This is a genomic window from Pseudomonas sp. OIL-1 (assembly GCF_010669185.1).
GTDB classification, from domain to species: Bacteria; Pseudomonadota; Gammaproteobacteria; order Pseudomonadales; family Pseudomonadaceae; genus Halopseudomonas; species Halopseudomonas profundi.
Window position 1 is genome coordinate 644,798 of the sequence record NZ_CP048629.1, and the last position, 12,846, is coordinate 657,643.

The following is a 12,846-nucleotide window of genomic DNA, read 5'->3' on the forward strand; positions in this document are numbered from 1 at the left end:
GGGCTACTCCTTCAGAAAAGTGGGAAAGTCGGCTAGATGATCAATTCGGCCCGCTTGAGTAGTTTCTTGACCGGCGCAGCCAGTCCAAGGCGGGAGGGTTGGCGCAGGTTATACCAGACCTGCCCCGGTTCGGTCACGGCATGACCTGGCTCGACCCGCACAACCAACGGCTGAATATCCAGATGGAAATGGCTGAATGTGTGCCGTAGTGGCTCGAGCGCTTGTGGCGCTGCTGATTGCCAGCCCAGGCGCTCGACGAGCTGCTCCAGGCCAACCAGATCGTCCAGCTGCGGCGGACTCCACAGGCCGCCCCAGAGGCCCGAGTCGGGCCGCCGTTCGAGCCACACGTCACCATCCGGGTTGACCAGCATTGGCATCACGCATTGGCGCACCGGTAACACTTTCTTCGGACGCGGGTTCGGGTAGCGGGTTGGCTGACCCAACTGGCGCGCCTCACATCCGGTTTGCAGCGGACATACCAGGCAGCTTGGCTTGCTACGGGTACACAGCGTGGCACCTAGATCCATCATGGCCTGGGTGTAATGATCGACGCGTTCGGTCGGCGTGTAGCGCTCGGCCATTTCCCAGAGTCTGTCGTGCACCGTACGCTCGCCTGGCCAGCCTTCCACGGCGTGATACCGAGCCAGCACGCGCTTGACGTTGCCATCGAGAATGGGCGCGCGCAGCCCCATGCTCAGGCTGGCAATGGCGCCCGCAGTTGATGGACCTATCCCCGGCAGCTGGGTGAGCCCTTCAACGCTGGTGGGAAACACGCCATCAAAGTGCTCGACAACAGCCTGCGCAGCCTTGTGCAGGTTGCGCGCGCGGCTGTAATAACCGAGTCCGGTCCACAGGTGCAGAACCTCATCGGCGGGAGCAGCAGCCAGCGCTTGAACGCTGGACAGCTCCTCCATGAAGCGCTGGTAATACGGGATGACCGTGGCCACCTGGGTCTGCTGCAGCATTATTTCCGACACCCATACCCGGTAGGGCGTCATATCCTGTTGCCAGGGCAGATCCTTGCGGCCGTGGCGGTCATACCATTCCAGCACCGCCTGCGAAAAAGCTGCGGGACTCACCGGCCTAACAGACCTCGCAGCGCATCACGCACGGCAGGCGCCTTATCACCCAGTTCGTCTTCGAGTTTTTCCTCGACCTTGCGCTTGGCTTCGTCGCCAATCAGACGTCCGGCAATTTTCGCCACGCCGTCACCATCCACACCACAACTACTGGCGGCGTTATGCAGAAAACCTTCACAACGAATTGGCCATTCGATACCGACATAGCGCTCATTGACCTGGCAGGCCGGATCCGGCATTTCGCGGGTGTCACCCTGAATCTCCAGACCAAGGCGGTAATCCAGCTTCTGCTGCGGCAGGTTCACACTGCCGCGGCCCCTGGCTGCAATGCCCGGTAACGCGACGACCAGATCGTCGTTGCGCACCTGGCCGTCTTCGATATTGAAGCTGCCCTGCAGCCGGCGGAACGGCGTGTCCTGTCCACCACGGGACTCCGACAACGCCTTGCGATTGGCCAGTGCGATAGCACTGCACAGCTGCTGCTCGAGATTGACGCCGACCAACGCGCCGTCATTCACGGTGAAGCTGGCGTTGCCATCAAGGGTATCCATCCACCGGTAGATGCTGTTGCCCTGCGCCTGCAAATCCGCATTCAGGTCAACCAGCCCGCGGATCTGTGGCGGCTGTTCGTAGGCTTCCTGTAGCGCCAACGAATCGATGTTGGTCAGAACAGGTTTGATACTGACAGTGGTGGGGGTGCTGCGGGTGTTGATCTGGCCCTGCGCAGCAAACTCGCCGCCAAACACGCCACCACTCAACTGCCGCAGCTGAACCAGGCCATCCTTGGCCAGCACGCTGACCTCGAAGGGGCTGATGGTCAGACCGGTAACGATGACTTCCTGCAGGCTCAGCTTACCGTCGACGTCCAGCGTGGCGAGTGTTTCCAGCGGCAGCACTGCCTCGTCGCTCCAGGCCGGCGGTGCGATGCCCGAGCGGCTGCCACCCGAAGGCAATACTGGCGTCGGGGCTGCGTCCTCGCTCGGCGCTTCCTCGGCTGGGAGATATTTGTCGATGTTCAGGGTGTTACCGGTGAGATTGAAGCGCAGCGCCTGACGCTCAATGTCCGCCAGTCCGGCGTCGCCGGTCAGCTCGCTACCATCGACGACCAGCTTGAGATCGTTGAGCATAAGGCTGTTGGCGGTGCCATCAATATTGGCCGATAGCGCTACCGCTTCCAGAGCGCGGGGGTCGGAGGTTTCCGGCAACTCCTGTCCCAGCGAGCGAATGAATTTGCGGCCGTCGAATTCCGCGGCATCCAGATTACCGGTGAGTTTCATCTCGCCGCTCAGATCAGTAGCCTTGAGCTGGCCGGTGGCACGCATATCGGCGACGGTGAGGCGCATTTCATTAAGCTCGGCGATCTGCTCGGTCAGATCCACCAGTGCGTTACCCTGCAGTTCCAGACTGACCGCACGCCCCGAGAACGGCGTACCGCTGGCATCGACCTTGAGATCGATAGCTTCCAGCTCATAACGATTCTGGCTCAGGTCAAAACGCGCCACGCTGTTCAGATCCAGGCGCACACGCAGTGCCGGATCGTCCACAATCAGCAGCCCAAGAAACTCGACATCGAATGACTCACCCTCAATCAGCGCACCCGTGGTCAGATTGATGTCTTCCATCTGCAGGCTCTGCCCCGCCTGCTCATCGGTGTAACGCACGTTGGCGTTGGTGATGCGTACGCTCTCGATGGCGATATCCAGATCACCGCCGGCCTGCGCCGGTTCAGCCTCGGTGGTTGCGCCCTCTTCCTGCACCACCTCTTCGCTGGCACCGATCGATTCCCAGTTACCGACGCCCTGCTGGTTGCGAACCAGATTGAGACTGACGCTGTCGAGAATCACATCATCCATGCGCAGTTGCTTGCGCAACAGCGGCAGTACCTTGACGCCAAGCCCCATGGAACCGACTTGTGCCAGCTGCTGATCAGGCTGCTCGAGCGGTGCAACGCCAACCTGCTCGAGCTCGATACCCAACCAGGGGAACAATGACCAGGCGATATCACCCTCCAGCGTCAGCTCGACGTTGGCGTGCTCGCGCGCGGCCTGCTGGATATTTTCCTTGTAGTCATTCGGGTCGAATATGCGAGTCAGGAAAAACAGCAGCCCCACCCCCAGCACCAGTAAGCCGAACACCACCAGACCAACTATTTTCAGCGCTTTCATGGGTACCCCTTGTTATTCATGCCCGGACCCGCGGCCCGCTGTATGTATCGTAAAACGCATTACCTTAGAGCCTGTCCATCAGCATGGCTACTTTCTCGGCAATGGCGAGGCTGGACGTCAGACCCGGCGACTCGATTCCGAACAGGTTGATCAGTCCGGAAATACCGTGCGTGCGCGCATCCTGCAGGGTGAAATCGCGAGCCACTTCACCCGGACCGCTGAGCTTGGCGCGGATGCCAGCGTAGCCAGGCACTAGGCGTTCCGGCTCGCACTGCGGCCAATAACGGCAAATGGCCCGGGCGAAGCTCGGCGCCAGCGACGGGGCAACCTGATAATTCAGATCGTCCTGATATAGCACATCCGGACCGAAGCGCAGCTGACCGCCCATATCAAGCGTCGCATGCACACCGAGTCCTGCGGTGTTGGCTTCGGGCATAGGATAAACCAAATGCCGGAAGGGGGACGGCCCGCTATAGGCGAAATAACTGCCCTTGCAGTAATGCACAGGCGGTATCACCGAGGCCGGAACCCCCTTCACGCTGGCCGCCAGCTGCTGCGCAAACAACCCCCCGGCATTGATCAGCCAGGCAGTGCTCAACTCGAAAGCCTCGCCCGCGCTGTGGCCGCTGACACGCAATCCATCCGGCGTCGGCTCGACGCGCTCGATGCGCGCATTGCAGACCAGCGTTCCGCCATTGGCCTGCAACGCCGCTTCGTATGACTGCATCAGCGCATGGCTGTCGATGATACCGGTCAGCGGCGAAAACAGGCCGGCGACAGCTTTGACGTCCGGCTCCAGCTCGTGCACCTGCTCGGCGCTCAGCCATTGCAGCTCGACGCCGTTGGCCGAGGCGTTGTCGTGCAGCGCCTGCAGTGCGACTATTTCACCGGGCTCTACCGCCACCAACAGCTTGCCGATACGCCGATGCGGTACGTTATGGCGTTCGCTCCAGTCATACAGCAGATCGCGCCCCTGCTTGCACAATGCTGCCTTCAACGAGCCCGGCGGATAGTAGATACCCGCATGGATGACTTCACTGTTGCGGCTCGATGCATGCTGGCCCGGCCAGCTTTCTTGCTCCAACACCATTACCGAACGGCCGCTGGCGGCCAGATGCTGGGCTATTGCCAGGCCGACCACGCCGGCCCCTGCTACCACTACGTCACAATCGTTCATTGCTATTCCCTTGCTGAATTACCCTGTTCCACATTCCTGAGCCCTGATGTAGCCCGCACCCCACGCTGTACGTATAATGCTCGGCCTTGATCGTATTACTGGAGAACTGCCATGGCTGAGCGCAAGGCAAGCGTCGAGCGCAACACGCTGGAAACGCGAATCAAAGTCGACATCAATCTGGACGGTACCGGCCAGGCGGACTTCGATATCGGCGTTCCCTTTCTTGAGCACATGCTGGACCAGATAGCCCGGCACGGTCTGATCGACATGAAGATACACTGTCGCGGCGATTTGCATATTGACGACCACCACACCGTGGAAGACGTCGGCATCACGCTCGGCCAGGCTTTTGCCAAGGCGCTGGGCGACAAGAAAGGCGTTCGTCGTTACGGTCATGCCTATGTTCCGCTCGATGAAGCACTTTCGCGCGTGGTAATCGACTTCTCCGGACGGCCCGGCCTGCAGATGCATGTGCCCTTTACCCGTGCAACGGTTGGTGGCTTCGACGTCGATCTGTTCCAGGAGTTCTTCCAGGGCTTCGTAAATCACGCATTGGTGACCTTGCACATCGACACGCTGCGTGGCACCAACACGCATCACCAGATCGAAACCGTGTTCAAGGCCTTTGGTCGTGCGCTGCGCATGGCCATTGAAGAGGACCCGCGTATGGCCGGCATGATGCCCTCCACTAAAGGTTGTCTGTAATTCATGGTGAACACTCACGTAGCGGTTATTGACTATGGCATGGGCAATCTGCACTCCGTCGCCAAGGCGCTCGAGCATGTCGGCGCGCGCCACGTTGAACTGACCAGCGACCCGCAGATCATCCTGGCCGCCGACCGCGTGGTATTGCCCGGTGTCGGCGCGATCCGCGACTGCGTCAGCGAGTTGCGCCAGCTCGGCCTGGACGAGGTGGTGCGCCAGGTCGCCACGCAAAAGCCGTTGCTGGGTGTATGTGTCGGCATGCAGATGCTGCTTGAGCACAGCGAGGAAAACGGCGGTGTGGACGGTCTCGGACTGTTTCCCGGCAAGGTGAAATTCTTCGGCGATGAATTGCGCGAAGGAGACGGCACCCGCCTCAAGGTCCCCCACATGGGTTGGAACCAGGTCAAGCAGACGCTTGATCACCCGCTGTGGCACCGTATCGAACAGGACGCGCGCTTCTATTTCGTGCACAGCTATTACGGCGTTCCGGCGCGCCAGACGCAACTGGCCGGCCGTTGCCATTATGGCGTCGACATTGCCGCGGCGCTGGCCCAGGACAATGTCTTTGCTACCCAGTTTCACCCCGAGAAAAGCCACACCAATGGACTGCAGTTGTTGCAGAACTTTCTGGCCTGGGATGGGCGCTGGTAACCCCGAACATACCGCTTGAGCCAGCAGGCTGGATAAGCCACTCAGTGCCCAGCCTGCCAATCCCAAGCCTTCTGCCTACAGCGATGCCGCAAACCAAGGAACATATTCCATGTTGATCATTCCCGCTATCGACCTCAAGGACGGCGCGTGCGTACGTTTGCGCCAGGGCCTTATGGATGACGCCACCGTATTTTCCGACGACCCGGTGGCCATGGCCGCCAAGTGGGTGGAGGCCGGCTGTCGCCGTCTGCATCTGGTCGACCTGAACGGCGCCTTCGAAGGCAAGCCGGTCAATGGGGAAGTGGTTACCGCGATCGCTCGCCGCTATCCGAATCTGCCGATCCAGATTGGCGGTGGCATCCGTTCCCTGGAAACTATCGAGCATTATGTCCGTGCGGGCGTCAACTACGTGATCATCGGCACCAAGGCGGTCAAGCAGCCGGAGTTTGTCGGCGAAGCCTGCCGCGCCTTCCCCGGCAAGGTGATTGTCGGGCTGGACGCCAAGGACGGCTTCGTCGCCACCGACGGCTGGGCTGAAGTCAGCGAAATCCAGGTCACGGATCTGGCCAGGCGTTTCGAAGCCGACGGCGTATCGGCGATTGTCTATACCGATATTGCCAAGGACGGAATGATGCAGGGCTGCAACGTTGAAGCCACCGCGGCGCTGGCGAACGCAACCTCGATCCCCGTCATTGCTTCCGGCGGCATCCATAACCTGGGCGATATTCAAAGCCTGCTCGATGCACGTGCACCGGGAATCGTCGGCGCCATTACCGGGCGCGCTATCTATGAAGGTACGCTGAACGTCGCCGAAGCCCAGGCGCTTTGCGACGCGGCGCAAGGCTGACAGCCGGCTCTGTTCCAACGAGGATCTGAATATGGCACTGGCAAAAAGAATCATCCCCTGCCTGGACGTGGACAATGGCCGCGTGGTCAAGGGCGTGAAGTTCGAGAGCATCCGTGACGCCGGCGACCCGGTTGAGATTGCCCGTCGCTATAACGAAGAGGGCGCGGACGAGATTACCTTCCTGGATATCACCGCCAGCCATCAGGAACGCGATACCACACTGCACACCGTCGAACGCATGGCCAGTGAAGTCTTCATTCCGCTGACCGTAGGCGGCGGCGTGCGCACCGTCAGCGATATCCGCAATCTGCTGAATGCCGGCGCTGACAAGGTCTCGATCAACACCGCTGCGGTGTTCAATCCAGAATTTGTTGGCGAGGCGGCTGACCGTTTCGGCAGCCAGTGCATTGTCGTAGCCATTGACGCCAAGCGCGTCTCAGCTGACGGCGAGACGCCGCGCTGGGAGATATTCACCCATGGTGGCCGCAAACCCACCGGGTTGGACGCCGTCGAGTGGGCGCGCAAGATGCAGGCCCTCGGCGCCGGCGAGATCCTGCTGACCAGCATGGACCAGGACGGCATGAAAAGCGGCTTCGACCTGGGCGTCACCCGCGCCATCAGCGATGCGCTGCATATCCCGGTCATTGCATCTGGCGGGGTCGGCAATCTGCAACATCTGGCGGATGGCGTGCTGGAAGGCGGCGCCGATGCGGTGTTGGCGGCGAGTATTTTTCACTTTGGTGAGTACACCATCGGCGAAGCCAAGGCGTATATGGCTGAGCGTGGGATAGAGATGCGGCTGTAGAGCCAGCCCCCGGGGCGTCCTGCGGCCGCCAATCGCGGCGACGGTTCGGCGCCCCGATCGCCCTTCCCACAGTTATGGTGCGCAGTGAACTATTGACAGCTTGCTTAGACGGACAATGACTGACACCCGCCTTACATCTGGATCTCGGCACGGATCTAGCGTCTGACAAAAAAACTAATTTGTGGGAGGGGCGACTCGCCGCGATCGGCGGCCGAAGGACGCCTTGGTTTGGCTTCACACCACACTCAGCGCCTATTCCGCCCCACCAACTCCTCCATCGCCACAACCCGCACCCCTTCACGCTGCTCCAGCCCCGGCAACACCTGCTCAAGAAACGCCAGTGTCTGTTCATGCGGATGACCAATCAGCACCGCCACGCCGTTTTTTCGCGCCTCGGCCAACGCCCGATCAAAAGCATTCTGCAACGCTCCGGGCGTTAGCTCATTATCCAGAAACACGTCCCGCGGCAGATGCGGTACGCCGTGCTCCTGGGCGGCAAAGGCCGCCTGGGTCTGCGCTGATGTTCGACTATCTACAAAGAACAAATCACGCTCACGCAGCTCATCCATCAGCCAGTCCATCTGCGGGCGCAACGTAGTGAGCAGACTGCCCATGTGATTATTGACGCCGGATAGCGGGCCGAAATCATCCAGATTGCCTTGCAGCGTGGCGGTGAAAGTCTCGCGGTTCATATCGGCAAAGAGCGCGCCCGGGCCAGGCGACAGGTTCGCGCCGTTCTGCATGGGCAGGTGCAATATGACAGTGCGTCCTGCTGCGCTGGCTTCTTTGGCTAGCCGGGCGGCTATGGCGGTATGCGGAAGGATTGCCAGCGTGACGGGCGCGGGCAGATCAATGACCCGACGACCCCTCGAATAGTTGTGGCCGAGATCGTCGATGATGATACCCAGCGCAGGCATCTCGCCCGGACGCTCTCGTCCGGCCACGGGTACTGACTGCAATGGCTGTTCAACCTGCTGTGCCAGGGTTTCCCAACCCGCATGCTCGATACGCATCCACTCCACGCGCAGAAGGTCTGCCTCGGGAGTAGCCGGCCGGACAATCGGGAGCCGAGCCTCGACTGGCTCATTGGCAGGCTCGGCAATGTGCTCATCGATGGCTGATTCGGGCACAGGGTCACTGCAGGCTGCGAGCTGTATTGCCAGCAGCCCCAAGACCATTCGCTTCATTGTTTGGCGCGGGTGATATTCAGACCTTTGAGCAGGTTAAGCGCCTGGCTGAGTTGATAATCGGTCTCTTCAGGATTATCACCCTGGTTGACTGGCGTACGAATCGTCGGCCGCTGGTTACCATTTTCGTTGTTCAGATGACCTTCCAGATCCGCCTCCCGGTAGCCGGCTTCCTGCTCGTCCCGAACCAGGTGACCGCGCTCGACGCGAATATCCGGGACGATGCCCTGCGCCTGAATCGAGCGACCATTCGGCGTGTAATACAGGGCTGTAGTGAGCTTCAGTGCGCGATCATTGTTAAGCGGCAGCACGGTTTGCACCGACCCCTTGCCGAAGCTGTCAGTTCCCATGATGACGGCGCGGGAATGGTCCTGCAGCGCTCCGGCAACAATTTCCGAAGCCGAGGCCGAACCGCCGTTGATCAATACGACGACGGGAACGTCCTTGCTGGGATTGTTACTGGTGGCATTGAAGCGCATATCGGAATTGCTGAGCCGCCCCTTGGTGTACACGATCAGACCTTCATCAAGAAAGCTGTCGGCTACCTCTACGGCGCTTTGCAGCACGCCGCCCGGGTTATTACGCAGGTCCAGCACCAGCCCTCTGAATTGCTCTTTCTTGTTCAGACGAGCCAGGGTGTCCCGCACTTCATCGCCGGTATTGTTCTGGAACTGGGTGATCCGCAGGTAGGCGTAACCATTATTCAGATCTTCGGTGCGCACGCTGGCCACCTTGACCACGGCGCGCTCCAGCTCAACATCAAAGGGCCGTCCTTCACCGCGCACCAGCGTCAGCACAACCTTGGTGCCAGCCTCCCCGCGCATGAGCTCGACCGCTTCCATCAGGGTCATGCCCTTGACCAACCGATCATCAATCTTGACGATCAGATCGCCGGCCTGGATGCCCGCCTTGGCTGCGGGGGTGTCGTCGATCGGAGAGATGACCTTGATCATGCCGTCTTCCTGGCCAACCTCGATACCTAGCCCGCCAAACTGGCCGGTTGTGGTGTCCTGCAGTCCACGGAAGGCTTCGGGCTCCATGTATGAAGAATGCGGATCCAGCCCCTCGAGCATGCCCTGAATGGCATTCTGCAGCAGCGTGGCGTCATCCACCGGCTCAACATAGGCGGCGCGGATGCGCTCGAGCACTTCAGCAAAGGTACGAAGGTCGTCCAGAGGCAGGGGCGCAGCGGGCGCCTCGTCCTGACGCTGGGCATGAGCCGGAACGACAGCAAGAGCAAGGCTCAGGCAGATAGCGGACAAGGTACGCGCAGCAGTCATCTAACTCTCCGAACACAGAATTGATTTGGTCTGAGAAACCGCCGGTAAACCACCACGCCAGTCGGGCGAGATGTTTCACAGCGTCCTCATCAGCTCGACAGCATACACCAGGCTAACGGGTCCAGTGCACGGCCCTGTTTGCGGATAGAGAAATACAGCGACGAGCTGGAGAGGCCACCGCTGCTGCCGACGGTGGCAATGGCCTCGCCTGGCTGAACCCAGGTGCCCACGTCGCGCAACAGCGCCTGGTTGTGGCCGTACAGGCTGAGATAACCATTGCCGTGATCGAGAATCAGCAGCAGACCGGAACCGCGCAACCAGTCGGCAAAGACTACGCGGCCACCATGAATGGCATGCACTGTCGTGCCAGCTTCGGCCGTTATGACCAGGCCGTCCCACTTCAGACGCGCATCGTCGCCCCGCTGGCTGCCGAACTTCGACTGGATACTGCCCTTGACCGGCAGCGGCAACTTACCTTTGGCGTCCGCAAACGGCAGACTGCCGGCCGGCGTCGGGATGCTGGTGATGGCTTCATCGAGCTTCTTGATCAATGCGGCCAGTTCCGCACGCTCGGACTGGCGTTGCTTGAGCTGCTGCTCGCTGGTGCGGCTTTCACTTTTGAGACTGGCCAGCAGTTCCGCCCGCGTCTCGCGTTCCGCCTCTACGGCTTGCTGTCGCTCGGCCAACTGTTCGCGATTTTCATGCAGCTGCGCCTGCTCGCGCGCAATCGCCGCGCTGGCCTGCCGTATCTGAGCCAATGTGTGGTTGTAGGTCGTGATCTCTTCCATGCGCGCGCGGCTGACATATTCGTAATAGCGCATCATCCGGGCGACGCGAGCAGGATCATCCTGGTTCAGTACCAGCTTCAGGTAATCCTGCTGGCCAGCCATATAGGCAGAGCGAGCCTGGCGGGCAATCTGTTGTTCCTGCTCCTGGAGGGCCACCTGTAATGCTTCAGCCTGGTCGTGCAGGTCATCAATGCGGGATTCGCCCTCTTCGATCTGCTGTTCAAGGGTTTCACTTTCCTTTTGCAGGCGACCAATTTCCGACTCGCTCTGCTTGAGCTCCTGCTCGAGCCCGGACATGTCCTGCTCGAGTTCGCCGAGCATTTTCTTGAGCCGGGCGATCTCCTGTTCAGTCTGTTTGAGCTCCGCCTTGGCTTCGCGCGAATCCTGCGCCAAAACCGGGACCGCCAGCGCGCCTGCGCATGCCATCAGCGCCGCCAGCGCTCCGGCACGCCATGACATTGCTCGCCAGCCCTGGCCAAATCGCATCGGCGCGGCTCCCTCAGGGCGCCAGACTGACAATGGAGCGACCCGTCATTTCAGCCGGTTGCTCCAGGCCGAGCAGTGCCAGCATGGTCGGTGCCACGTCGGACAGAATACCGCCGTCGCGCAGAGTAACGTTGCGCTGACCGACATAGACGAAAGGTACCGGCTCACAGGTGTGCGCGGTATGTGCCTGACCGGTACTGTCGTCCGACATTTGTTCAACATTGCCATGGTCAGCTGTGATCAGGGCTTCGCCACCTACTTTGGCCAGCGCGTCGGTAATACGTGCGATGCAGGCATCCAGACACTCGACTGCCGCGACTGCCGCCTCGAACACACCGGTATGCCCAACCATGTCACCGTTGGCGTAGTTGACGATGATTACATCGTAGCGCTGCTGCTCGATCGCCTCGACGATGCGGTCAGTGACTTCGGGCGCGCTCATCTCCGGCTGCAGGTCGTATGTCGCCACCTGAGGAGACGGGATCAGAATGCGCTCTTCGCCCTCGAATGGCTCTTCACGTCCGCCGGAGAAAAAGAACGTGACGTGCGCGTACTTCTCGGTCTCGGCAATCCGCAGCTGGGTCTTGCCCTGCTTGGCGAGGTATTCGCCCAACACATTGTCCAGCGAAGACGGCGGAAATGCGCAGGGTGCGGGGATGTTCGCTGCATACTGGGTAAGCATGACAAAACCACCCAGCTGGATCTGACGTTGGCGGGTGAACCCATCGAAATCAGGCTCGACAAATGCGCGCGTCAGTTCCCGGGCACGGTCAGCACGGAAGTTCATGAAGATCACCGCATCGCCATTTTCCACCCGTACTGGCGTGCCGATGGCGGTTGCCTTGACGAACTCGTCGCTCTCATCTCGTTCGTAGGCAGCGGCTAGCGCTTCGGCAGCCGCAACAGCAGAGAAACTCGCCTGGCCTTCGGCGACCAGGTTGTAGGCTGCCTCAACACGCTCCCAACGGTTGTCGCGATCCATGGCGAAATAACGGCCAATCAGACTCGCCGTTCTGCCTTTGCCCAGGCGCCGATAGGCTTCTTCGAGCAGTTCAAGTGAAGGTGCCGCGCTGCGCGGCGGCGTATCGCGGCCGTCCAGAAACGCATGTACGTAGATCTGGCTAGCCCCACGACGCGCGGCAAGCTCGACCATCGCCACCAGCTGTTCCTCATGGCTGTGTACACCACCTGGTGACAACAGGCCCATGATATGCACTGCGCGATCAACCTTGACCGCGGCATCGACCGCCTTGCACAGCTCGGGATTCTCGTAGAAGTCCCCCTCCATGATGGACTTGGTGACGCGCGTGAAATCCTGGTAGACGACACGGCCGGCGCCCAGATTCATATGGCCCACTTCCGAGTTGCCCATCTGGCCATCCGGCAACCCCACATCCATGCCCGAGCCCGACACCAGCGTGTGCGGCGCGGTCGACCAGAGCCGATCCCAGACCGGGGTCCGCGCGGCCATGATGGCGTTGGATTCGGGTGATTCGCTGTGGCCGAAGCCGTCGAGAATCATCAGTACCAGTGGTTTTGGGGCAGCTGTCATACGGAGTAGGCTCGCAGGTTGTCTTCGTGGAAAGCGTACCCGCCGACGGCCTCGCAAGACCCGACAGGCATGTTGCCGACAGTTTACTTGCAGCGCACCGGGCTGTCATGCACGGGGAGGTTCT

11 protein-coding genes are annotated in these 12,846 nt (G+C 60.7%); 4 read left to right on the top strand and 7 right to left on the bottom strand.

All coding sequences use genetic code 11. From position 1 onward, the window contains the following. Positions 1–32: 32 nt before the first annotated feature. From mutY to G3M63_RS02945, 3 genes are all read right to left on the bottom strand, one after another. Entirely contained in the window at positions 33–1,079 is a 1,047-nt protein-coding gene (gene mutY / locus G3M63_RS02935; RefSeq protein WP_150301792.1) for an A/G-specific adenine glycosylase, read from the bottom strand. Beyond that, positions 1,076–3,244, bottom strand: a complete 2,169-nt coding sequence (locus G3M63_RS02940) for an AsmA family protein (RefSeq protein WP_150301791.1) — start codon at positions 3,242–3,244, stop codon at positions 1,076–1,078. The genes mutY and G3M63_RS02940 overlap by 4 nt, the downstream gene beginning before the upstream one ends. 64 nt (positions 3,245–3,308) lie before the next feature. Next, positions 3,309–4,421: an NAD(P)/FAD-dependent oxidoreductase gene (locus G3M63_RS02945; RefSeq protein ID WP_150301790.1), complete on the bottom strand. Its 1,113-nt coding sequence runs from the start codon at positions 4,419–4,421 to the stop codon at positions 3,309–3,311. A 111-nt stretch (positions 4,422–4,532) separates the two neighbouring features. On the opposite strand from G3M63_RS02945, the gene hisB reads away from it, so the two are divergent. The 4 genes from hisB (at position 4,533) to hisF (ending at position 7,429) form a co-directional block, all read left to right on the top strand. Next, complete coding sequence (gene hisB / locus G3M63_RS02950; protein WP_150301789.1) at positions 4,533–5,126, top strand: imidazoleglycerol-phosphate dehydratase HisB; 594 nt, start codon at positions 4,533–4,535, stop codon at positions 5,124–5,126. A 3-nt stretch (positions 5,127–5,129) separates the two neighbouring features. Next, entirely contained in the window at positions 5,130–5,777 is a 648-nt protein-coding gene (gene hisH, locus G3M63_RS02955; protein WP_150301788.1) for an imidazole glycerol phosphate synthase subunit HisH, read from the top strand. Positions 5,778–5,886: 109 nt separating this feature from the next. Next, positions 5,887–6,624, top strand: a complete 738-nt coding sequence (gene hisA, locus G3M63_RS02960; protein ID WP_150301787.1) for a 1-(5-phosphoribosyl)-5-[(5-phosphoribosylamino)methylideneamino]imidazole-4-carboxamide isomerase — start codon at positions 5,887–5,889, stop codon at positions 6,622–6,624. Positions 6,625–6,655: 31 nt separating this feature from the next. Then, positions 6,656–7,429, top strand: a complete 774-nt coding sequence (hisF, locus tag G3M63_RS02965; protein ID WP_150301786.1) for an imidazole glycerol phosphate synthase subunit HisF — start codon at positions 6,656–6,658, stop codon at positions 7,427–7,429. 245 nt (positions 7,430–7,674) lie between these two features. On the opposite strand, the gene G3M63_RS02970 is transcribed toward hisF, so the two are convergent. From G3M63_RS02970 to gpmI, 4 genes are all read right to left on the bottom strand, one after another. Beyond that, on the bottom strand, positions 7,675–8,616 hold the full coding sequence (locus G3M63_RS02970) for a divergent polysaccharide deacetylase family protein (protein ID WP_150301785.1): 942 nt from the start codon (positions 8,614–8,616) through the stop codon (positions 7,675–7,677). Further along, positions 8,613–9,896 carry a S41 family peptidase gene (locus tag G3M63_RS02975; protein ID WP_150301784.1) on the bottom strand — a complete coding sequence of 428 codons (1,284 nt, stop codon included), beginning with the start codon at positions 9,894–9,896 and terminating at the stop codon, positions 8,613–8,615. Before G3M63_RS02975 ends, G3M63_RS02970 begins: the two co-directional genes overlap by 4 nt. A gap of 89 nt (positions 9,897–9,985) precedes the next feature. Continuing rightward, on the bottom strand, positions 9,986–11,170 hold the full coding sequence (locus G3M63_RS02980; RefSeq protein WP_150301783.1) for a murein hydrolase activator EnvC: 1,185 nt from the start codon (positions 11,168–11,170) through the stop codon (positions 9,986–9,988). A 13-nt stretch (positions 11,171–11,183) separates the two neighbouring features. Continuing rightward, positions 11,184–12,722 carry a 2,3-bisphosphoglycerate-independent phosphoglycerate mutase gene (gene gpmI, locus G3M63_RS02985; protein WP_150301782.1) on the bottom strand — a complete coding sequence of 513 codons (1,539 nt, stop codon included), beginning with the start codon at positions 12,720–12,722 and terminating at the stop codon, positions 11,184–11,186. Positions 12,723–12,846 lie beyond the last annotated feature (124 nt).